The organism is Pantoea sp. y20 (genome assembly GCF_054903455.1).
Map to the genome: position 1 here is coordinate 618,978 of NZ_JBUBNJ010000002.1, position 22,442 is coordinate 641,419.

Annotated in this window: 14 protein-coding genes; 11 read left to right on the forward strand and 3 right to left on the reverse strand. The window is 55.8% G+C overall.

What is annotated here, in order from left to right:
- Positions 1-39: 39 nt before the first annotated feature.
- On the reverse strand, positions 40-1,212 hold the full coding sequence (locus tag ACYAC5_RS22690) for an ROK family protein (protein WP_192412808.1): 1,173 nt from the start codon (positions 1,210-1,212) through the stop codon (positions 40-42).
- 152 nt (positions 1,213-1,364) lie between these two features.
- On the opposite strand from ACYAC5_RS22690, the gene ACYAC5_RS22695 reads away from it, so the two are divergent.
- Genes ACYAC5_RS22695 through ACYAC5_RS22710 form a run of 4 tightly spaced genes read left to right on the forward strand, consistent with a single transcriptional unit; the run spans position 1,365 to position 6,200 of the window.
- Positions 1,365-2,684 (forward strand): MFS transporter, encoded by a 1,320-nt coding sequence (locus ACYAC5_RS22695; protein WP_271460308.1) that lies wholly within the window; start codon positions 1,365-1,367, stop codon positions 2,682-2,684.
- Between the two features lie 10 nt (positions 2,685-2,694).
- A complete protein-coding gene (locus ACYAC5_RS22700; RefSeq protein ID WP_462063136.1) occupies positions 2,695-4,338 on the forward strand; it encodes a GMC family oxidoreductase in 1,644 nt (547 codons plus the stop codon).
- Positions 4,331-5,410, forward strand: coding sequence for a M24 family metallopeptidase (locus ACYAC5_RS22705; protein ID WP_277975272.1), 1,080 nt, complete (start codon positions 4,331-4,333; stop codon positions 5,408-5,410). Before ACYAC5_RS22700 ends, ACYAC5_RS22705 begins: the two co-directional genes overlap by 8 nt.
- 10 nt (positions 5,411-5,420) lie before the next feature.
- On the forward strand, positions 5,421-6,200 hold the full coding sequence (locus ACYAC5_RS22710) for an SDR family oxidoreductase (RefSeq protein ID WP_277975271.1): 780 nt from the start codon (positions 5,421-5,423) through the stop codon (positions 6,198-6,200).
- A gap of 47 nt (positions 6,201-6,247) precedes the next feature.
- Here ACYAC5_RS22710 and ACYAC5_RS22715 read toward each other — a convergent pair whose 3' ends face one another.
- Positions 6,248-6,607 carry an NUDIX hydrolase gene (locus ACYAC5_RS22715; RefSeq protein ID WP_277975270.1) on the reverse strand — a complete coding sequence of 120 codons (360 nt, stop codon included), beginning with the start codon at positions 6,605-6,607 and terminating at the stop codon, positions 6,248-6,250.
- A 128-nt stretch (positions 6,608-6,735) separates the two neighbouring features.
- Here ACYAC5_RS22715 and ACYAC5_RS22720 point away from each other — a divergent pair, with 128 nt between their 5' ends.
- From ACYAC5_RS22720 to glgX, 6 genes are all read left to right on the forward strand, one after another.
- A complete protein-coding gene (locus ACYAC5_RS22720) occupies positions 6,736-7,485 on the forward strand; it encodes a DeoR/GlpR family DNA-binding transcription regulator (RefSeq protein WP_277975338.1) in 750 nt (249 codons plus the stop codon).
- Between the two features lie 142 nt (positions 7,486-7,627).
- Positions 7,628-8,518: an oxidoreductase gene (locus ACYAC5_RS22725; protein WP_462063137.1), complete on the forward strand. Its 891-nt coding sequence runs from the start codon at positions 7,628-7,630 to the stop codon at positions 8,516-8,518.
- A gap of 200 nt (positions 8,519-8,718) precedes the next feature.
- Positions 8,719-10,158, forward strand: a complete 1,440-nt coding sequence (gene proP, locus ACYAC5_RS22730) for a glycine betaine/L-proline transporter ProP (RefSeq protein ID WP_462063138.1) — start codon at positions 8,719-8,721, stop codon at positions 10,156-10,158.
- A 589-nt stretch (positions 10,159-10,747) separates the two neighbouring features.
- The gene (gene treZ / locus ACYAC5_RS22735; RefSeq protein WP_462063139.1) at positions 10,748-12,532 is read left to right on the forward strand and encodes a malto-oligosyltrehalose trehalohydrolase; all 1,785 of its coding nucleotides are present in this window, start codon (positions 10,748-10,750) and stop codon (positions 12,530-12,532) included.
- Entirely contained in the window at positions 12,529-15,015 is a 2,487-nt protein-coding gene (gene treY / locus ACYAC5_RS22740; RefSeq protein WP_137387022.1) for a malto-oligosyltrehalose synthase, read from the forward strand. The genes treZ and treY overlap by 4 nt, the downstream gene beginning before the upstream one ends.
- Positions 15,016-15,050: 35 nt before the next feature.
- On the forward strand, positions 15,051-17,123 hold the full coding sequence (gene glgX, locus ACYAC5_RS22745; RefSeq protein ID WP_192412792.1) for a glycogen debranching protein GlgX: 2,073 nt from the start codon (positions 15,051-15,053) through the stop codon (positions 17,121-17,123).
- A 73-nt stretch (positions 17,124-17,196) separates the two neighbouring features.
- Here the strand turns inward: glgX and ACYAC5_RS22750 are convergent, their stop codons facing one another.
- Positions 17,197-20,493, reverse strand: coding sequence for an autotransporter outer membrane beta-barrel domain-containing protein (locus ACYAC5_RS22750; protein WP_462063140.1), 3,297 nt, complete (start codon positions 20,491-20,493; stop codon positions 17,197-17,199).
- A gap of 289 nt (positions 20,494-20,782) precedes the next feature.
- Here ACYAC5_RS22750 and ACYAC5_RS22755 point away from each other — a divergent pair, with 289 nt between their 5' ends.
- Positions 20,783-22,426 carry a methyl-accepting chemotaxis protein gene (locus tag ACYAC5_RS22755; RefSeq protein ID WP_462063142.1) on the forward strand — a complete coding sequence of 548 codons (1,644 nt, stop codon included), beginning with the start codon at positions 20,783-20,785 and terminating at the stop codon, positions 22,424-22,426.
- The last annotated feature ends 16 nt before the right edge of the window (positions 22,427-22,442 follow it).

Genomic DNA, 22,442 nt, shown 5'->3' on the forward strand with positions numbered 1-22,442 from the left:
AAGCTATTTTGTAGGTCGCCATTTATGGCGACCACGCTCTCAAGCCGCACTGGGTTCCGCCTCCACATACAAATAACCAATCCCCAGCACCTGCCGCGACCGATCCAGCTGACCAAAATGCACATTGGTGCCTTTGCTTTTCAACGCATCACGCGGATCGAACGGATTGAAATCGATCTGCCGCACAATGGTCTGCAACCAACTGTCACCAAAGGTACAGCTGCGACCATATAACCAAATCTGATTAATATTCAGCGTGTTGAGAAAATTATATAAGCTCATACCAATCGCTTCGGCGGCGCGCTGTGCCCACGCTACAATCCAGGGTTCGCCCGCTTGCCACGCTTGCAATAACTGCGTGCTGCTGGGCTGCGGCGCTTCGGGATCGCGCTGATGAGCCGCCTGTTTTAAGGTGCTGAGTGAGGCCACCGTTTCCAGACAACCCTGACGGCCGCAACTGCAGCGCTGACCGTTCGGCTCAATGATGGTGTGGCCGATTTGTCCGCTGCCGTACAAATTGCCGCGAAAAATCTCACCGTTGATCACAAATGATGAGCCGATGCCGTAATCCACATTGATGACGCAGAATTCGCTGAGCGCATTGCGATTTAACCACTTCTCAGCCAGCGCCAGCATCACGCAGTCGTTATCCACACGCACTTCCACGCCGAGCTTCTCCTCCAGCAGAAATTTTAACTGCAACGGCGTTTTCCACGCGGCTTGCGGCATATGCTGTGACACACCGGTGACCGGATCGACCTGACCATGCACTGCCAGCGCCAGATTAATGCGTCGCTTCGGCCACTGTTTGCAGGTCTTCCGCCACACCGCCTCAATCTCACTGAGCAATGTTTCCGGCGTTTCCGCTTTGATAGCGACTTGCTCAAATTCTCCCTGCGCTACCAGCTGCGCATCGGCCAGTTGCCGTTCAATGCTGCTCGGCTTGACGCATAAACACAGCGTCCAGGCTCCGTTGGATGGCAGCTGAAAACTGCCATTGCTGTTACCGCGTGCGCTCATCAGCGCCTCAGAGTGTTGCAGTTTTCCTTCATCCAGCAGCGCCTGCAAAATTTTGCTGGTGGCTGGAATGGTTAAGCCGCTGAGGAGTGCCAATTGAGATTTACTGAGTTGTTTATGCCGCCACATCAGCGACATAAACAGCGCCTTATTATGTTTTCGCACCTGCAAATTGTTCAAACCAACCGGCTTCATTTTGTCTCCATCACACCTAATTTGCCCCGTTTACTAAACAGAGTTTACTGTCTTTTGTGATGGTCTCGCCATCCTCTTCACTACCGTTGCCTTAAAGTTCGTGCTCATCCCAATAACAAAAAAATATCCTCACCTCTCAAGAGACATTGAACATGACAACATCACCTGCAAACCATCCGTGGCTGATCCGCCTCGGCATTCCACCCGCGCTGGCCTGGGGCTACGTCGCTGTATTGCTGTTTATGATTGGCGATGGCGTAGAGTCGAACTATCTCGCGCCTTACCTGCATGAAAATGGTTTCTCACTCAATATCGCGGCGGCAGTGATCGCTTTCTACGGCGTCACCGTTACGCTCGGTTCGTGGCTGGCCGGTTCACTCTCCACACTCATTGGCCCGCGCAAAGTGATGCTGGCAGGCGGTGTGATCTGGATTGTGTTTGAAGTGCTGTTCCTCGCCATCGCCTTGCCTTCCCACAGTGTGGCCTTGCTGGCGTTAACCTACGGTTTGCGCGGCGTTGCCTACCCCATGTTTGCCTATGCCTTTCTGGTGTGGATTCAGGCCGCCGCACCCGCCGATATGCGCGGTTCAGCAACCGGTTGGTTCTGGCTGGCGTTTACCGGCGGCTTGCCCACGCTGGGATCGCTGGTGGCGATCTTCTCAATACAGTTGATTGGTGAATATGCCACGTTCTGGCTTTCGCTTGGGCTGGTTGTGTTGGGGTTGCTGGTCATGGTGATCGCGCTGAAAGAACGCAGCGGCTATCAGTCGTTGCTCGATGAGCAACACCGTCAGCAGAGCGTTGCGCGTACGCTAATGGGCGGCATCGATATTTTGTGGCGTGAACCGCGCATCGCCGCGGCTGCCGTGGTTCGCATCATCAACACCACGCCTTACTTCGGCTTCTTTATTTTCCTGCCAGGCTTTTTCACCGAGCAGATCGGATTTACGCAAACCGAATACCTCAGCCTGATCACCATCATGGGTTTAGTCGGCATGAGTTTTAATCCCATTGTCGGAAAGCTCAGCGATCGCATCGGCTGGCGCAAAGTGCTGACGGTATTTGGTGGACTCGGCTCCGGCATCTCAATGTTGCTGATGTATTTTGTGCCGCAATGGAGCCACGGCAGCTTTGTCCTCAGCGTCATCTGCGCGTGTTTATATGGCATCACCTTGTGCGGCTATGTTCCCGCTGCCGCGCTGTTCTCTTCCCTGTGTCAGCCAAAAGATAAAGGTAACGCGATGGCGATTTACTGCTTTGCTGCCGGGCTTTCCACTTTCTTTGGCCCCGCGCTCTATGGCGCCTTCAACGCACTGTTTGGCACCTCGGGCGTGGTGTGGGGTTACGCCGCGTTGTACTTGATCAGCGCTCTGGTTTCCTGGTGCTTCCTGCTCAGCCCGCTTGATCCCGGCGAGCAGCATAATCCCGAGGCGCAGCGCCTGCGTCGTTTAGATTCTGTCGCTTCAGAGTAAAGAGAGAACCATGAAAGAGTTTGATTACATTGTGGTGGGCGGCGGCAGCGCCGGTTGTATCGTCGCCGCCAGGTTAGTCACGGAAGGCAACGCGCGCGTGCTGCTGCTGGAAGCCGGGCGCGATGAGTATCACCCGGTGCTAAAGATGCCCGCAGGTTACATGAAGTTTCTCGCCAGCGACAAATTCCTCACCATGCACCAGACCGAGCCGCAGCCACAGCTCAACGGACGCGGCGTGATTGTGCCGCAGGCGAAAGTATTAGGCGGCGGTTCGACGGTCAATGCGATGGTGTATATGCGCGGCCATCGCCAGGATTACGCCGACTGGAACAGCGCGCTCGGCAATCAGGGCATCGACTGGTCGTGGGATGCGCTGCTACCGCACTTTACCGCCATCGAGGATAACGATCATCTCGGTGCGCCCCATCACGGCGTCGGCGGGCCAATGAAAGTGTCGCATCTCGGCCACTTCAGCCCTCTGAGCCGCGCTTATGTGAAAACTCTGCAGGGATTGGGCATTCCTTACACGCCGGATTTCAATACAGGCAATCCGTTTGGCGTAGGCTTTATGCAGCACACCATTAACGGTCAGACGCGCCAGCGCTGCAGCGTGGTGGATGCCTTTATTACGCCGCTGCGCCATGACGCGCGCTTGACCATTGTCACCGGCGCGCAGGTAGAGGAGATTCTGTTCGAGGGCGCAAATGCCAGCGGTGTACGCTACACACAGGATGGCCGTCCGCAACGTGCCAGCGCGCGTAAAGAGGTGATTCTGGCTGCCGGTGCCTATCAAACGCCGAAGCTGCTGATGCTCTCCGGCATCGGTCCACAAGCCCAGCTAAAACAGCATGGCATTACGCTGCGTCAGCATTTGCCGGGTGTCGGCAAGAATTTGCAGGATCACTATGAAGTGCCGGTGGTGGCCAGCACCAACGGTGCCTTTGGCTATTACGGCCAGGATCGTGGCTGGCCGATGGTCAAAGCCGGCTTGCAATATATGTTGTTCAAAACCGGTCCGGTCACCACCACCGGCGTGGAAACCTGCGCCTTCTTTGATCCGCTCGATTTCAGGGCCACGCCAACGATTCAGATGTTTTGCGTGCCCACGGTGTATCTCGACCGCGACGTGATGGGCGCCGATCCCGGCCATGGCGTTACCGTCAATTCGCTGCTGCTGCGCCCCAAAGCGACCGGCGAGGTCACGCTGCGCGATAGCAGCGCCAGCAGCTTGCCGATTATCGATACGCAAATCTTTGGTCATCCCGACGATTTGGCGCGCACCATCGCCGGTTTCCGTTTTGCGCGTAAGGTCATCACCGCGACGCCCATCGGCGCGATGGTGCAGCAAGAGATCTTCCCCGGTGCAGAGATTACGTCAGATGAAACTATCGTCGAACACTGCAAACGCATGGTGAAAACCGGCTATCACCCGGTCGGCACTTGCCGCATGGGCCACGATAACGATCCGCTGGCGGTGTTACACGACGACCTGCGCGTGCGCGGCGTTAACCGCCTGCGCGTGGTCGATGCCTCAATGATGCCCAACATTATCAGCGGCAACACCAATGCCATTGTGATGGCAGTGGCCCATCGCGCCGCTGAACTGATGTTGCAGAGGCAGCAGAGCGAGAAAAAGGAGCACGCTTATGAGTGAAAAATTATCCCGCCTGCAGCGCGTACTTGCCTCCTGGCAACTCGATGGTGTGCTGCTTACCCGGCGCGATAACATCGCCTGGCTGACCGAAGGTGCCAGTTTTTACGTGGTGGAACGCGCCGAAGTCGGCGTGGCCAGCTTGCTCATCACGCAGGACAAGGTTCTACTGCTCGCCCCTGAAAATGAGATGCCGCGTATCCTCGCCGAAGAATCGCTGCCGTTTGCCTGTGAAACGCTGAGCTATCCGTGGTTTCAATCGTTAAATACCCTGTTGCCTGAGGGCAAATTCGGCAGCGATACGCCGCAAAACGGCATGTCTGATATTCAACAAGCGATGGTCGCACTGCGACAGGGCCTGAACAGCAGCGAACAGCAGCGATTTAGAGCGTTGGGGCGCGAAGCCGCGCAGATTGTTGAAGGTGTGGCGCGCCAGCTACAAGCGGGCGTGACGGAATGGCAAGTGGAGGCCGAGATTGTGGCAGCCTGTCTGGCACGCGGTATTCGTCCGATGTGCACCTTAGTGGCGGCCGATGAGCGTATTAGCGCGTTCAAACATCCGGTGCCCACGCAGAAAAGGCTGCAACAACACATGCTGATCACGCTCGGCGCCGAGCGCCACGGGCTGCACGTGAGCCTGACGCGGTTAGTGCATATCGGCGAACCTGGTCCCGCGTTACGCCAGCACCTCAACACCTTGTGCCAGATCCACGCCGATATTCTCTGTGCAACGCAGCCGGGCCAAAGCTGGTCAACGCTATTTCAGGCAATTAAAGATGCCTATCAGCGGCACGGACATGGCGATGCGTGGCGCGATCATCATCAGGGCGGCCCGGCGGGTTATGGTTGCCGCGACGTGATCCTAACGCCAGATACGCGCGGCGATATTCACTCTGATATTGCCGTGGCGTGGAATCCCACGCTCAGCGGCGTAAAAAGCGAAGATACCTTTTTACTTACCGCTGAGGGCTGCGAAGCCTTAACGCGCAGTGGCGAATGGCCAATGATTACTGTGCAGCACGGCGAGCGCACGTTGTACTTCCCAGACTGGCTGGCATTACCGGCATCTTCATAAGGAGGCGATTATGTCATCACGATTAGCTAATAAAACCGCGATTATCACCGGTGCTGGCAGCGGCATAGGCAGCGCAATCGCTACACTGTTTGCGCAACAAGGTGCTCGCGTGGCGCTGTTCGATCTTGACGGTGAAACCACCGAAGCGCTGGCGGCAGAGTTGCAGCAGCAAAGTGGCCAACACTGTATTGCCTATAGCGCAGATGTCACGCAACCCGAGGAGGTGCAGCGGGGGGTGAGCGAAGCGCAGCAAGCGCTGGGCCCGATTGATATTCTGATCAACTGCGCGGGCGTGAATGTGTTTCGCGATCCGCTGGCACTGGAAGATGACGACTGGCAGCGCTGTATGGAGGTCAATCTGAAAGGACCCTACAACCTGATCCGCAGCGTGCTGCCGGGCATGCTGGCGCGCCAGTACGGCAATATCGTTAACGTCGCGTCGGTACATGGGCACAAAATCATTCCCGGCGCGTTTCCCTATCCGGTTGCCAAGCACGGTTTGATTGGCCTCACGCGTTCGCTGGGCGTGGAGTACGCCAGCCAGGGCATTCGCATTAATAGCATTTCTCCGGGTTTGATCATGACGCCCGCCGCTGAAGCCTGGCTGGCAAGCTGTCCCGATCCGCAAGCCGAGCGTGAACGGCAGGCCGCTTTGCTACCGTGCAAACGAATTGGTGAACCGCAGGAAGTGGCATATACCGCGCTATTTCTCGCCTCGGACGAAGCGCGCTTCATCAATGCCACCGATATCCTGGTTGATGGCGGACGCAGCCAGATCTATCACGAGTAATAAATGATATTTTTATCGGGTCGCCATTCATGGCGACCACGCTTAATCTAACTCTCAATCACCGGAATCTCATCCAGTTGGGTAAAGATCGCCATTCCCCGCTCCTTGCCAATCCGCACATCGTTATCAGCCCCCTGCGACGCGCCCGGAATGCGTAAAATAGCATCGCAACAGTGAATCAAACGATGCGCCACCGGATAGAGAAAAGATTCACTGATTTCATCGCCAATTGTCTGCGAACCGGCGGCGCTCGCCAGCGGCAACGCCAGCCACTCACCAATCACCGGCGTATGTCCGCGCTGGTAGACCTGCAGGGCAATCTGGTCTAATTTCTTAATGTTTTCATGAATTAACACTTCATTGCCATTGGTGCCGCTGCGTACCGGTCCTGCGATAAGAATTAACATTGGGCTTCTCCAGAGGTTCGATGTTTAAGGCTCGCGTTTTTTTGCACGTTTACCCGATTCTTGATGACAAAATCTACGCTAACATGCATAATCGTGCAGATACAAGCAAAAACATGAATGAGAAAATGATGCTCTCCAGCCAACGTAAACAGCACATCCTCGCCATTCTGGCCGAAGAAAAACAGGTGATGTCGAGCGAGCTCAGCCAGCGTTTCGCGGTGTCGGAAGACTCAATCCGCCGCGATCTGCGTGAGTTAGCCGCCGAAGGATTATTGCAACGTGTACACGGCGGTGCGCTGCCGGTTTCTGCCGCTATCGCACCGTTTGAAACACGCAAAAGCGTGCAGATTAGCTCTAAACGCCTTATCGCGCAGAAAGCGGTCCAGCTAATCCAGCCCGGCCAGGTCGTGATTATCGATGGCGGCACTACCACCGCCGAGATGGTGAAATTGCTGCCGCCGGACCTGGCATTTACCGTGGTGACGCACAGCCCAGGCATCGCCGTGGCGCTGGTGGATTATCCGCAGGTTGACGTGATCATGATTGGCGGCCTGCTCTATCGCCATTCGGTGGTGGCGGTGGGTGCGGCGGTGCTGGAAGGCATTGCGCGGATTAATGCCGATCTGTTCTTCATGGGCGTGACCGGCGTGCACAAAACGGCGGGATTAACCACCGGCAACTACGAAGAGGCCGGGGTGAAACGTGCGCTTTCCGCACGCGCGGCGGAAACGGTGGTAATGGTGTCGAATGAGAAGCTGAATTCCGCTTCGGCGTTTGCCATCGGCGAATTATCACTGGCCAGCACCTTGATCGTTGATGCTCAACCCGATGACGAAATGTGCCAACTGCTGCGGAAAAAGCACATAACTGTGCTGTAAACGGCTATTCTTCGCTGCTAAACAATTAAGGTCATCGTACGCTTTCCAATCAAAGCCTATCCCGTAGCGGCGCGATTTATCGCGCATTGAATTGCGCCGCTACGATCCCTGCAAGCATTTTGATAATCAGGAGCTTAATAAGATGTCTGAGAATCCCACCATCGCCCTTATTGGACCGGGCGCGATTGGCACTACCATCGCGGCAGCGCTGCATGAAGCTGGACGCACGCCCACGATTTGCGGGCGTACCGCACATCCGCAGCTGGAGTTGCGTCACGACAGCGGCAAAATTATTGTTCCCGGCCCGGTGCTCACCAATCCCGCCGAGATCGCGCAACCGTTCGATCTGGTGTTTGTGGCGGTGAAAACCACCCAGGTTGAGGATACCGCGCCATGGCTGGCGGCGCTGTGTGATGAAAATACCGTGGTGTGCGCGCTGCAGAATGGCGTGGAGCAGAAAAGCCAACTCGCGCCCTATGTCAATGGCGCGACCGTGCTGCCGTCGGTGGTGTGGTTCCCGGCCCAGCGCGAACCGGACGCCTCGGTGTGGCTGCGAGAAAAGCCGCGCCTGACGCTGCCGGAAACGCCGCACGCTGAGTTGGTGGTTGCGGCACTGCGCGACACGCGCTGCGCGGTCGATCTCTCCGCCGATTTCCTGACCATTGCCTGGCGCAAACTGCTGCAAAACGCGGTTGCCGGTTTGATGGTGCTGTCGAATCGTCGTGCGGGTATGTTCCAGCGCGAAGACATCAGCGCGCTGGCGCTGGCCTATTTGCAGGAGTGCCTGACGGTAGCGCGCGCTGAAGGTGCCGCGTTAAACGATGAGGTGCCGCAGGAGATTGTAGAACGCTTCCACCGCGCACCGACTGATTTAGGCACCTCGATCCTTGCCGACCGCCAGGCCGACCGTCCGCTGGAGTGGGACATCCGCAACGGCGTCGTGCAGCGTTATGGCCGGGCGCGCGGTATTCCCACACCAATCAGCGATGTGATTGTGCCGCTGCTGGCGGCCGGTAGTGAGGGGCCGGGCTGATCATCTACATTCACGGTCGCCATCCATGGCGACCTCCCTCAACCGTCCTATCTAGCCGTGTTTTATCCTGCCAACTTGCGAGATGTTAAAATCTTTACTAGGGTTTGCGCTTCTTCTGCCTCTTATAGCTTTCTTTTCCATTTATGAAATTACGGCTGCGAAAGCTATAAGATCGCGCCATTTTCTCAACTGGGGAATTTATGAGCACAGGAACGGATACAACACACTCAGCCACAGCCAGTGGCTTGACCGTTGATGACATCACCGTTATCGACAACAAATTGCTGAAACGCGCGGTCGGTGCCGCCGCATTGGGTAATGCGATGGAGTGGTTTGACTTCGGCGTTTACAGCTATCTCGCCGTGATCATTGGCCAGGTCTTCTTCGCCGATGCCAGCGCTGCCGCGCAGCTGATCGCTTCGTTCGGTACTTTCGCCGCGGCGTTTTTGGTGCGTCCGATTGGCGGCATGGTGTTTGGTCCACTCGGCGACCGCATTGGACGTCAGAAGGTATTGGCGTTAACCATGATCATGATGTCGATCGGTACTTTCTGTATCGGTCTGATTCCGAGCTATGCCAGCATTGGTATCGCTGCGCCGATTCTGCTGCTGCTGGCGCGCTTGCTGCAAGGGTTCTCCACCGGTGGTGAATATGGCGGTGCCGCGACCTTTATCGCGGAATACTCCACCGACAAACGTCGCGGCTTTATGGGTAGCTTCCTTGAGTTCGGTACGCTGGGTGGCTATCTGCTGGGCGCCAGTCTGGTGACAGCAATGATCGCTTTCTTACCGCATCAAACCATGATGGATTGGGGCTGGCGTGTGCCGTTCTTCCTCGCCGCGCCGTTGGGTCTGTTCGGTTTGTATATCCGCTTAAAGCTGGAAGAGACGCCCGCGTTTAAAGATCACATGGATAAGCGCGAAGAGATGGAGCACAACAAGCCGCGCCTTAGCGTGTGGCAGATACTGCGCGATCAACGTAAACCGCTGCTGAAATGTATTGGTCTGGTGCTGTTGTTCAACGTCTCCAATTATATGCTGACCGCCTATATGCCGAGCTATTTAACTGGCGTGCTGGGAATGAGTGAACTATCCGGCCTGATGTTGGTGATGGTGATTATGTTTATCATGATGCCGCTGACGTTAATGTGGGGATATCTCACCGACCGCATTGGTCGCCGTCCGGTGATTGGTTTAGGCGCGTTGGGCTTAATCGTGCTGGCAATTCCGAGCTACATGTTGATTGGTTCCGGCAATATGCTGCTGGTGTTTGCCGGACTGGCGATTCTGGGCTTATTGCATACTTGTTTCAGCGGCACCATGCCGGCAACGTTACCGGCGCTATTTGTCACCGATATTCGTTATAGCGCGCTGGCAATTGGTTTTAACTTATCGGTTTCGCTATTTGGTGGCACCACGCCGCTGATTACCGCATGGCTGGTGGATACCACGCACAATAATCTGATGCCGGCGTATTACATGATCGGTGCCGGGATTATTGGTTTGCTGACGGTTTTAACCTTGAGTGAAACGGCACGCAAACCGCTGAAAGGTTCATCGCCTGCGGTGGCAACAGAAGCGGAAGCGCATCGTTTGATCGATAAATTGCGTAAACGTAAGGTCAAGCATAAACCGGCTTAGGTTCGAGTCGGCATTAACAAAGGTCGCAGTCGGATTTAAAGCGATTTTGAGTTAAGAATACGCACGACTGCGGCAGCGCGGATGTTGAGGCGACATCCCAATCCGCTGAACGAATGAGGGATTCCAGGGCGAGCCGCAGGGATGCGGCGAGAGGCGGCGCTGAGCAGGAGCGAATCGCCGCCGGTCCGTCAGGAATTGTGAATGAGTGAAGGCACCGCGCAGCGGCGGGTTGGGCTGGCGCAAGGCCCGGGAGTGCAGAGGGCGCGGCCAGGCGTCCTCTGCTCGGTCGCCGCACGAAGACACTGCAACTGCCTCAGCATAGGGCGAACGAAAGTCGCTCGGCGCTTAACTGAGCAGCATTACGCCATTCATGGCGACCTCATCTAACCGAAGCGTAAAAATCCCCCGCTTATTCGATTATTTCTTAAACCCACCTGAAATCCTCTCGCGCGCGCCAGAAAACGCCAAAATATCGACTATGATTTGTTGTCCGACCTAACTTTCATCCCAAATTATTTATCGTTTTCAGCCAGTAGCGAATCGCTTGATGTCGTCCATTGCCCCTGCGTGGGCTAAACGAGGCAATTGAATGGAATTCAGATCATTTGAAAAATCCTGGGGCGCTGAGATTCTTGCTGATGACAGCGTCCGTTTTCGTGTTTGGGCACCAGGGCAGCAGCACATCACCTTAAGACTTGCCGATAACGACACCGCCATGTTCGACGCAGGCGACGGTTGGTTTGAGCTGCAAGTCAGCGGCGTGGCGCCCGGTGCAGAGTATAACTTTGTGCTGGACGATGGGACGGTGGTGCCGGATCCCGCCGCGCGTGCGCAAAAGGCTGATGTTAACGGCCCTTCACTGGTGGTCGATCCGCAAAGCTATCGCTGGCAGCACACCGAATGGCAAGGTCGTCCGTGGCATGAAACGGTGGTGTATGAAATGCACATCGGTACCTTCACGCCCGAAGGCACTTTCCAGGCGGCGATAGCTAAATTGCCGTGGCTGGCCGAATTAGGCATCACGCAGCTGGAAGTGCTGCCGGTGTCGCAGTTTGGTGGCAATCGCGGTTGGGGCTACGACGGCGTGCTGCTCTACGCTCCGCATGCGGCTTACGGATCGCCGGATGATTTCAAAGCCTTTATCGATGCCGCGCACGCGCACGGTTTGTCGGTGGTGCTGGATATCGTGCTCAACCACTTTGGTCCGGAAGGCAACTACCTGCCGCTGCTGGCACCAGCGTTTTTCCACCAGGAACGCATGACGCCATGGGGCGCGGGCATTGCATATGATGTCGATGCTGTGCGGCGCTACATTGTCGAAGCACCGCTCTACTGGCTGCAGGAATTTAATCTTGATGGCCTGCGTTTTGATGCCATTGACCAGATTGAAGACAGCTCCAGTAAGCATGCGCTGATTGAGATTGCCGAACGCATCCGTCAGGAAATTCCCGAGCGCCCTATTCATCTCACCACCGAAGATTGCCGCAACGTTATCTTCCTGCATCCGCGTGACAAACAGGGCAACGCACCGCTGTTTACCGGTGAGTGGAACGATGATTTCCACAACGCGGTGCACGTGTTTGCAACCGGTGAAACACACGCCTATTACGAAGATTTCGCCGACGTGCCGGAGAAGCTGGTGGCGCGCGTACTGACTGAAGGCTTTGCTTACCAGGGCGAACTTTCACCGCAGAGTGGGCAGCGGCGCGGCGTGCCGAGCGCCAGCCAGCCGCCGGTGGCGTTTGTTGATTTCATCCAGAACCACGATCAGGTGGGTAACCGCGCGCAGGGCGATCGTTTGATCAGCCTGGCGGGCAGCGATCGCACCAAAGTGCTGCTGGCGACGCTGCTGCTGTCGCCGCATATTCCGCTGCTATTTATGGGCGAAGAGTATGGCGAAACGAATCCCTTCCTGTTCTTCACCGATTTCCACGGCGATCTGGCCAAAGCGGTGCGTGAAGGGCGCGCGAAGGAGTTCACCGGGCACGCCGGGCATGACGAAGAGGTGCCGGATCCTAACGCCGAGCAGACCTTTACCCGCTCAAAACTTGACTGGGATAAGTTACAAACGTCTGAAGGCCAGAGCTGGCTGGCGCTCACGCGCGAGCTGCTGGCGCTGCGTCAGCAATATATCGTGCCGCTGCTGGCCGATGCGGGCGGCAACAGCGGCAAAGTGCTCGCCACCGCTGAAGGCTTTGTGGCAGTCAGCTGGCATTTCCCACAGGGCGAACTGTCGCTGGCGCTGAATATCGGCAAGCAGACGCAACCTTTACCCGCCACGCCAGGTCGCACGATTTTCGCCTGGCCGCAAGAAACTGAAGCATTATCACAAAACGCCATCGTGGTGCGTTTGGATCAGGGAGCAACAAAATGAGTATTCCAACCGCGACGTATCGCATTCAGTTTCGCAACGGCATGACGTTTGATCGCGCCGCGGCGCTGGTGCCCTATCTGCAACGCCTTGGCATCAGCCATCTTTACGCGTCGCCGATATTTAGCGCCACCGCCGAATCCACCCACGGTTACGACGTCATCGATGCTAATGAGATCGAACCGGCGATTGGCGGCCGCGACGGCTTTAATCGTCTGGTTGAGGCGTTGCAGGACGCGGAGATCGGCTTGATTCTCGACATCGTGCCAAACCATATGGCGGCCTCGCTGGAGAATGCCTGGTGGCGTGATGTGATCGAGTATGGCGAGAGCAGCCGCTATGCCAATCATTTTGATATCGACTGGACGCGCCGCCTGACGCTGCCGTTTCTCGGCGACAGCTTCGAGAACGTGCTGGAAAACGGTGAGCTGAGCATTAAAGCGCATCCGCAAACTGGCCATCCCGCGTTGGCGTATTACGACAGCTTTTACCCGCTGACGCCCGCCAGCTGGCAGGATCGCGCCGACGAGGTGCTGGCGATGACTGAAGCCAAAGCGATTGCTGAACTGCATGAGCAGCAGCCGTGGCGTTTGATGAGCTGGCGCGATGCACGCAGCGAGCTCTCTTATCGCCGCTTCTTTGAGATCACCGGTCTGGTCGGCGTGCGCGTTGAAGATGAAGCGGTGTTTGCCGATTCCCACCGGCTGATTCTTGAACTGGTGCGCTCGGGCGCGGTCAGCGGCCTGCGCGTCGATCACGTTGATGGCCTTGCCGATCCACAAGGCTATTTGCGCCAGCTGCGCCAGGCCACCGGCCCGGATTGCTATATCACGGTAGAAAAGATCCTCGCCGAAGGGGAAAAGATCCCTGACGATTGGCCGATTTCCGGCACCACCGGCTACGAATTTATTGCCGCGCTGTCGCACGCGCTGGTGGATGATTCGCAGATCGACACGCTGCATCTCGCCTATGAAGCCACCACCGGACAACGCAACGACGTTGAAGGCGGACTGCGCGTGGCGCGTGAATTGATGGTTGACCGCAATTTCGCCGGTGAGTTTGCGCGTCTGCTTAAGCTGGCGACGCAGATTGCCGGTTCCGAACATCGCAACCTTGGCGAAGCGGAACTGCACGTCGCACTGCGCGAAATCCTCATCGCCTTCCCGGTGTATCGCACCTACGGCCAGCAGGACGGCATGCCGCTTGAGGGCGAAGAGCTGCTGCAACAGGTGCTGGAAACGGTGAAAAACAGCGCGTCGCCAACGGTGTTGAGTTTGCTGCAGGCGATGCTGCTGGGCGCGGTTTCTGAAGAGAGCGAAAAAGACGCGCACGAATTCCGCATGCGCTTCCAGCAGCTGACCGGACCGCTGATGGCGAAATCGGTGGAAGACACGCTGTTCTTCCGCAATCACGTCGCGTTAGCCATCAATGAAGTGGGCGCAGAACCGCTGCCGCACGCCTTCTCGCTGGCGCATTTCCACAGTGAGATGCAAACGCGGCTGCAACAGCAGCCCGATGGCATCTCATCCACCTCAACCCACGACACCAAGCGTGGTGAAGATGCGCGTGCGCGGCTGTATACGCTAAGCGAAGCCCCCGCGCTGTGGGCGGAACACGTAGCGCGCTGGCGGCAGATTAATCAGGCGCAGGTAGTGGAACTGGACGATGGCGCCGCGCCGGAACCGGCAGTGGAATGGATGCTGTATCAGGCGTTAGCCGGCGTGTGGCCGACCACCTTGCAGCCGCAGGATGCCAGCCAACTCGAAGAGCGCTTTATTCCTTTTGTCGAAAAAGCGTTACGCGAAGCCAAACTGCGCACCGACTGGGCAGAGAGCAACGAAGCCTACGAAAAAGCGGTGCTGGATTACGCGCGTCATCTGCTTTCACCGGCCAATCAGTTGTTCCTCAGCGATTTCAGCCACGCGTTGCAACCGTTTATTCAGGCCGGATTAATCAATAGCCTGACGCAAACGGTAATTAAACTCACCGCGCCGGGCGTACCGGATATCTATCAGGGTAGCGAAGCGCTGGATTTCAGTCTGGTCGATCCCGACAACCGCCGCACGCCGGACTTCGCGCTGCTGGAGCAGCAGCTGGAAGAGTCCGCTTCGCCCGACTTCAACGACGCGCAAAACTGGCTGAGCGGCAAACTGAAACAACAGGTGATTGCACGCCTTCTGCATCTGCGCCGCGATTATCCGCAGCTGTTCCGCGTGGGCGATTATCAGCCGCTAGACGTCAGCGGCGAGCATCAGGAGAAAGTCATCGCCTTTGCGCGTCAGGACAGTAATCACGCGCTGCTGGTGATTCTGCCGCGCCTGAGTTTTGACAACGCGCAGTGGACGCAAACCGAAGTGGTACTGCCCGAGTCACTCGCCCATCGCCACTATCGCAACTTATGGAGTGGCGAAACCGTGACGATTGGCGATTACATCGCGCTGGATGAGGCGGCCTCAAGTGCGCCGTTAGTGCTGCTGAGCAGCTGATGCATTACCCGATTAATCTGTGTGGAGAATAATGGATGACAAGTAAGCCTCTAGAAATTACAGCAGGTTCGGGACAAGTGCTTGGCGCTAACTATGATGGCCAGGGCGTGAACTTTGCGCTGTTTTCGGCCTGCGCTGAGCGGGTCGAACTGTGTTTGTACGATGAGAGCGGCGAAAACGAAATCGCCCGCTTCGATTTGCCGGAATACACCCATGAAGTGTGGCACGGCTACATTCCCGGCTTGCAGCCCGGCGCGCTCTATGGCTATCGCGTACACGGCCCGTACGAGCCGGAAAATGGCCATCGCTTTAACCCTAACAAACTGCTGCTCGACCCTTACGCACGCGAACTGGCGGGCGAATTGCAGTGGGACGAGTCGCACTTCGCGTATGACCTGCTGCATGAAGATAAGGATTTGAGTTTCGATACCCGCGACAGCGCACCGTTTACGCCCAAATGTGTGGTCATCGATCCCAATGAATTTGACTGGCAGGATGCTAATCGACCGAATATTCCGTGGTCGAAAACGGTCATTTATGAGGCCCACGTTAAAGGTTTTAGTCAGCTTAATCCGGCGGTACCCGAAGAGATGCGCGGCACTTACGACGGTTTAAGCAATCAGGCTTCGATCGATTACATCAAAAGCCTGGGCGTAACCACCGTGGAGCTGCTGCCGGTGCACGGTTTCCCGGACGATCAGCATCTGCTGGATCGCGGTCTGAAAAACTTCTGGGGTTACAACACGCTGGCGTTCTTCGCCCCGGCCACGCGCTACTTTGGTCCGCGCGGGATTCAGGGCTTCCGCGATATGGTGCGCGCCTTCCACGATGCTGGCCTCGAAGTGATCCTCGACGTGGTTTACAACCACACCGCCGAAGGCAATGAACTCGGCCCCACGTTGTCGTTTAAGGGCATCGATAACTACTCTTATTACCGCACGCTGCCGGATCAGCATCGCTACTACATCAATGACACCGGTACCGGTAACACCGTGAATACGTCGCATCCGCGCGTGCTGCAGATGATTTTGGATTCGCTGCGTTATTGGGCCGAATCCATGCACGTTGATGGCTTCCGTTTCGATCTCGGCACCGTACTGGGCCGTGAACCGGAAGGCTTTGACCAGCGTAGTGGCTTCTTCGATGCCATCATGCAGGATCCAGTGTTGTCCAAACTGAAACTGATCGGTGAGCCGTGGGATATCGGGCCGGGCGGTTATCAGGTTGGCGGCTTCCCGCCGGGCTGGGCGGAGTGGAACGATAAGTATCGCGATACGGTGCGTGAGTACTGGAAAGGTGACATGGTCACTAATGACTTCGCCGCGCGCCTGCTCGGTTCTGGCGATCTCTACGATCAGCGCGGTCGCCGTCCCTGGTCCAGCATTAACTTCCTTACCGCGCATGATGGCTTCACGCTCAACGATTTGGTTTCGTACAACGAGAAACACAACGAAGCCAACGGTGAAGATAATAATGACGGCCATAACGAGAACCGTTCGTACAATTACGGTGCGGAAGGCCCGACGGACGATGAAGGCATCAACGCGGTACGTGAGCGGCAGAAACGCAACTTCCTCGCCACGCTGCTGTTCTCGCACGGCACGCCGATGTTGCTGGCGGGTGATGAGTTTGGTCGCAGTCAACTCGGCAACAATAACGGCTACTGCCAGGACAGCGAAATTTCCTGGCTGCATTGGGAAAACCTGCCGCCTTCTGCTGATGCGCTGCGCGACTTTACCCGACATATTCTGGCGTTACGCGCTCAACAACCGCTGCTGCGGCGTGAAAGCTGGCGCGATGGTATGGAAATCAAATGGTTTAACGCCGGTGGCGGCTTCCAGCAGGATGATCAATGGGACGATGGCACCACGCTCGGGGTGTATCTCGGTCGCCCGGATTTAGAGCCGGAGGAAGGCATCTGGCATGACGTGTTGATGCTGTTTAATCCGTATGAAGGCAATGTGCCGTTCAGTATTCCACAGTTTGGTGAAGGCGGCTGGGTGCTGGAGCTTTCGACGTCTGACAGCGTTGAGAAAGGGTTAGTGATTACCAAGGAGAAGGATTTCGAGCTGGAAGGCCGCAGTATGGCGCTGTTCCGCAGGCCGTAATTATATAAATTTGCGCAATAAACTGCGCCGCTACAGAAGCATGCATGCATTCGTAGCGGCGCGATTTGTGTTATCAGAAATTAACTTTCACGCCCACCATCGCGCTGTTATCGCTGTAACCCTTATCCCCCATCTGCTGACCCATATTGCCCCAAAGATTAACGGTTTTATTCAGCTTCGCATCGACACCCACTTTCACTTCACCGAGGTTACGCGCTCCGGCTTGCTGCACGCTGATGCCATTCATGCTGCTGCCAAAGGTTTCGGTGTTGTGCACCCAGTTGGCTTCGATAAACGGCTCGAAGGTGCGGTTTTTACCATCATCAATGGCATTGTGGCCTTTGATGTAAGCGCGAACACCCAGACGCGTTTGCAGATTGTTGTCGCCTTCACCCACCACGCGCGTGCCATTTTGCTCTTGATGATCTTTCGCTTTCACGCCCATCCAGGTCACCTGCGCCTTCGGCTGCAGATAGACGCTGGAACGCTCGCTCATCTCCGCGACTTTGACGCTGTAACCGGCTTCAACTGACGCGGTGATGCCTTTCGATTGGTAGCTCTCTTCCGCGATGCCATCACCTTTCACGCTGTTATCAAACCAGTTGTAGAGCATCCAGCTGTCAACATAGGCACCGGTCTTGTCAGCGTTGTCCTGCAACCAGGTCGCGTAAACGCCCGTGCTGTAACCGTGCACCTGACCTTTTGCGGTGTAACCTGTCACGTTGGAGTGTGTGTTACTTTGCGCATTAGCGTAGCCGCCCATGACACCCAGATGGAAACGGTCCGCACCATTACTGCTCCACTTGGCGATATTGCCGCCTAACTGCATCACATAACGGTTACCGGTGGTTTTCAGCTGGCCGGAATTATCGCTGAAGCGCGTGTGTCCACCTGCGTTACGCAACCACAAGCTGGTGGCGTGTTTCTTACCGTCTGCGCCAATGTAGTGAGTCTCACCCAGACGATCATCCAGCGAGGTGGTGAATAAGGTATTCGCCGCAGCGAGGTTAGCCGCATAGCTGCCCGCTTCCGGACGCGTAATCGGGAAGCCTTTAACCGGCTTGCCCACATCGCCCGCATTACCTGAACCACTGCCCGGCGTGCCGGTATCATCGCCTGGCGTGCCGGAGCCGTTGTCAGGATCGCCAGGATTAACCGGATTGCTGCCTGGATTGCCCGGTGCCACGTTGTTGCTGTTGCTCTCCAGTACCCATTTATTGGCATCCTGCACCAGATGATAATCGTAAGCACCGGCCACAATACGGCCCTGCTGGGTGAACGTACCGTTTACGTTGCCATCGACGCGAATCAGCTCGATACCATCGATGGTTTGCGCGCCGGTGCCGCCGGCGTTCTGCACCACCACGTTGCTGTTACCGTTGTAATCACCGGTGATGTGCAGATGATCGGTCTCTGAGTGGTCATCCATCAGATGGGTTTTGAAGTCGATGGTACCGTTGGTGCTGTTCAGGCTGCTCAAGGTCACCTGGCTAAAGCCGGTGCCGGGCGCGGTCATATTCAGCGTGGCGTTATTCAGCGTCAGATTATCCACCGCAGAGCTCGACGTAACATTCCACTGGCTGCCATTCGCCAGGTTCAGATTTTCCAGTGAGCTGGTCGCACCACTCCAGACGGAGTTGTTATCGAGGTTGATGATGTTAGTCGCGGTGTTGGCGCGATCGATGATGACATCACCGTTAAATACTGAGCCGTTATCACCGGTCAATGTCACATTGCTCACCGTGCCGCTATTGCCAATGCCTGCGGATAACAGCGTCGCGCCGGTTAATGCGGTGCCGGAAGTGGTGACTTTGGTATCGGCAGTGCCGGAAACCACCATTGCACTACCTTCACTCGCAGTAACCGCGCTGTTGCTCAGCGACACGGTGTTGTTGCTGACCGCATCAGACTGGAACAGCATACCCGCACTGTTCGCGCCGGTGAGCGTGATCTGTGAATTGGTTAAATCGACGCGGTTGTCACCATCACGCATCCCCATCCAGATACCCGAAGACAAAGCTGCGCCATCCTGACCCGCGATATTCACGCTGACACGGTCGCCCCTCAGCGTTCCACCCTTAAGAACAGCCAACCCATCAGCATTACTAACGTGGTTGAATTCAACATTATCCAATTCAACCAGGGCGCCTTCGCTAACGCGAACGCCGAGTAAATTTCCACGTGTACTGTTGACCTGGACATTCTTCAAGCTGGCTAATCCACCAGTATAACGGGCTGCCACTGCGGCTCCTAAGCTCGTCAAATCGTTGGTCACCATCGTATCAGGCGCCTCAAGGCCATTATTATTAATAACGGTATTAAACGCTGTTACTGTGCCTGATGTTGCTGCAAGACCCAGAGCTGAGGTATTTATCGTCGCGTTACGAATGTTTACTTCACTGCCCGCATTTAGTGCCTGAACGGAAGTGGTGGGTCCGGAGGTAGTAATTGTGCCGTTATCATAATTCACTACCGCTCCGCTGCCGCTAGCACGTAATCCATAAGAGTTAATTCGGTCGGTAAAAATGGTTGTGTTGGTTAAATTGACCGTGCCACCGTTCTGCGCCATTACCGCTTCTGAAGAAGACCCAGTCGTGCTTATTTTGCTGTTAGTAATATCTATTTGACTTCCAGCTCCTGTCGCATAGGCACCTAATGCCAGATGTCCGGAAGTTGCGAGTGTGCTGCCATCGATGGTGATTTTTCCGCCTCTTGATGCGTAGGCAGAATGACCGCGTTCACCTGAAGTGCTGGCAATGGTGTCGCTAAGATTAATATTGCCATTAGAACCTTGCGAAACCAGACCATAGGCCGATGATGTAATTGAACTATTGCTGAGCGTGGCTGAGCCATCAACAACATGTACACCGTAGCTCGATGAGCCGCTGGTGTTGATATGGACGCCATCCGCATTAATGTTGCTGTTGTTTTGCGACATCATGCCCTGCGCAGAGGACCCCGAGGTCTTAATTTCAGTGTTCTTCAGCGTGATGGTTGCGCCCGTATTTGCCATCGCACCCACACCGGCGGTGCCGCTGGTGGTCAGCGAACCGTTGGTAAAGGTGATCGAACCCTTATTCGATGCGCTCAAGCCGCGCCCGCTTTCACTGTTGTTTGCGGTCGAGACGATATCCTGTCCGTCGTAGTTTAAGATTGCACCGTTGGCGATAATCGCCGCGGCGAATACGTTGCTGACAGGTAATGTGACAGCGACAGCCATCGCCAGGCCAGAGAGCACCGCTGTTTTCCGCGCTGCACTGCCCATCGCATTACCCGAAGATTGGGATTTAACTTTGCCCTTAGCCAGCTCCGAGGCCACCACATAACGCTGCGTTGCAGCATGCCAAATCACGCGGAAAATTTTATTCATGGGATTTTACTCTCTTTAAGTTCAGAAACTTTCACGATTTCCGAAATCATAGAGAGCGGGTCTGTAAGGCAATATCGGAGGGAGCGCGGAGTTTTGTAGTCCTTTACTTATCCGATGCAATACAGCGCTGGTAGCCGGCAAAAATGTTAAAAATTAGCGTGATAACCAGTTGAAGACTTAAACCCTGAATAAAAAAATTAACTAATTTCCTCAATCTGCCGATGGTTATTAATCTGCCCTCTTCCCTACGCGGCTTTTGCCGGGACGCTTTAAGATTAAGGATAATAAAATGAACATCTCTCAACGTCTGTTTGCCACCTTTTCCATACTGTTTGGCGCCATCATCCTGCAAGCGATACTCGCCATTTCCTTACTCTCTGGTTTTCAGGATCGCTTTGAATATGTACAGGCCAATGCGATTCCCTCGATTAAAGATCTGGGAAAACTGATTGATGGCAGTAACCAGTTGGCGTTAACGCTCTACAAACACAAAAGCCAGACCGACGACAGCAAAATGCCGGCTATTGAGGACGAGATCCAGAAACAGCTGGCGGATTTGAAGGCGCAGACCGATTACTACATGGCGCACGATATCTCCAGCGATGAAGATAAGCGCTTAACCGAAGTCGCTTATGCCAATATTCAGCACGTCACCGCCGCACTGGCGCCATTTATCAACGCCTCGCGTGCGCATCAAAATGATATCAGCCTCAATCTGATTGATGGACAAACCGGTATCGGAGCCGCCATTCGCCAGCTGATTAGCGATTATCAAAAACAGCTGCAGCTGAATATCGCCATTGGCGATGAACTGCGCGCCACCAACCGCAGCACGTTCCACTCGGTGTTATGGACGACCATCACCGGCGTTATCGCCACCGTGCTGATTTTTGGCGTGCTGTCGCTGTTCACCGTATTGCGCATTCGTCGCAGCTTGTCTGCTGCGGGCAAAGTGATGATGACTGCCAGCGAGAACCTCGATTTAACGCTGAAAGCAGATGAGAGCCGTCGTGATGAAGTGGGCAACATGGCGCACTCGTTTAACGTCCTGATGGATCGCGTATCAGGCGCGCTCTCTTCGGTGCGTCAGGCGTCACAATCAGTGAGCAGCGCATCGGTACAGATTTCCGCGGGCAATGAAGATCTCTCATCACGCACCGAGCAACAGGCGGCATCGCTGGAGCAGACCGCGGCCAGCATGACCGAGCTGAGTGAAACCGTACGTCAAACCGCGGATAACACGCGCCAGGCCAGCCAGCTCGCCGCTAACGCCAGCGGATTGTCAGAGAAGAGCAGCACGTCACTGACCACCATGCTTTCAACCATGGATAACATTCGTGGTAGCTCGCGCAAAGTGACGGAAATCGTTTCGATCATTGAAGGCATCGCCTTCCAGACCAACATTCTGGCGCTGAACGCCGCCGTTGAAGCCGCACGTGCCGGTGAACACGGCAAAGGCTTCGCCGTTGTAGCCGGTGAAGTGCGCAGCTTGTCGCAACGTTCAACCACCGCCGCGCGCGAAATCAAAACGCTGATCGAAGAGTCACATCGTCTGACCGAAGCCGGTGCCGCGCAGGCCAGCGACGTAGGCCGTAATATGAGCGTGATGAACGATGCCATTCATCAGGTAAGTCAGCTGGTGGAAGAAATCGCCGCTGCCGCTGTCGAGCAGAGTCAGGGCATCGTGCAGGTGCAGCAAGCGGTGAATCAGATGGACGACGTTACGCAGCAGAACGCCGCGCTGGTGCAAGAAGCCTCTGCCGCTTCGCAATCGCTGCAGGAACAGGCCGGGAATTTGAATCAGCTGGTGGGTAAATTCCATGTCGCGGCGGCTGGCGAAGTTCAGCAAAAGCAGGCTGTGGTGCGTACGGCTTCATTCGTTAAACCCTCGCGCGTTGCGGTGGTGAATGATGCGGATTGGCAGAGTTTTTAAGCTGATTTAGCCGGTG

Excerpts from the sequence above, each read along its gene's own strand:
- ACYAC5_RS22690 (WP_192412808.1), bottom strand. The coding sequence starts at position 1,212 with ATGAAGCCGGTTGGTTTGAACAATTTGCAGGTGCGAAAACATAATAAG.
- ACYAC5_RS22695 (WP_271460308.1), top strand. The coding sequence starts at position 1,365 with ATGACAACATCACCTGCAAACCATCCGTGGCTGATCCGCCTCGGCATT.
- ACYAC5_RS22700 (WP_462063136.1), top strand. The coding sequence starts at position 2,695 with ATGAAAGAGTTTGATTACATTGTGGTGGGCGGCGGCAGCGCCGGTTGT.
- ACYAC5_RS22705 (WP_277975272.1), top strand. The coding sequence starts at position 4,331 with ATGAGTGAAAAATTATCCCGCCTGCAGCGCGTACTTGCCTCCTGGCAA.
- ACYAC5_RS22710 (WP_277975271.1), top strand. The coding sequence starts at position 5,421 with ATGTCATCACGATTAGCTAATAAAACCGCGATTATCACCGGTGCTGGC.
- ACYAC5_RS22715 (WP_277975270.1), bottom strand. The coding sequence starts at position 6,607 with ATGTTAATTCTTATCGCAGGACCGGTACGCAGCGGCACCAATGGCAAT.
- ACYAC5_RS22720 (WP_277975338.1), top strand. The coding sequence starts at position 6,736 with ATGCTCTCCAGCCAACGTAAACAGCACATCCTCGCCATTCTGGCCGAA.
- ACYAC5_RS22725 (WP_462063137.1), top strand. The coding sequence starts at position 7,628 with ATGTCTGAGAATCCCACCATCGCCCTTATTGGACCGGGCGCGATTGGC.
- proP (WP_462063138.1), top strand. The coding sequence starts at position 8,719 with ATGAGCACAGGAACGGATACAACACACTCAGCCACAGCCAGTGGCTTG.
- treZ (WP_462063139.1), top strand. The coding sequence starts at position 10,748 with ATGGAATTCAGATCATTTGAAAAATCCTGGGGCGCTGAGATTCTTGCT.
- treY (WP_137387022.1), top strand. The coding sequence starts at position 12,529 with ATGAGTATTCCAACCGCGACGTATCGCATTCAGTTTCGCAACGGCATG.
- glgX (WP_192412792.1), top strand. The coding sequence starts at position 15,051 with ATGACAAGTAAGCCTCTAGAAATTACAGCAGGTTCGGGACAAGTGCTT.
- ACYAC5_RS22750 (WP_462063140.1), bottom strand. The coding sequence starts at position 20,493 with ATGAATAAAATTTTCCGCGTGATTTGGCATGCTGCAACGCAGCGTTAT.
- ACYAC5_RS22755 (WP_462063142.1), top strand. The coding sequence starts at position 20,783 with ATGAACATCTCTCAACGTCTGTTTGCCACCTTTTCCATACTGTTTGGC.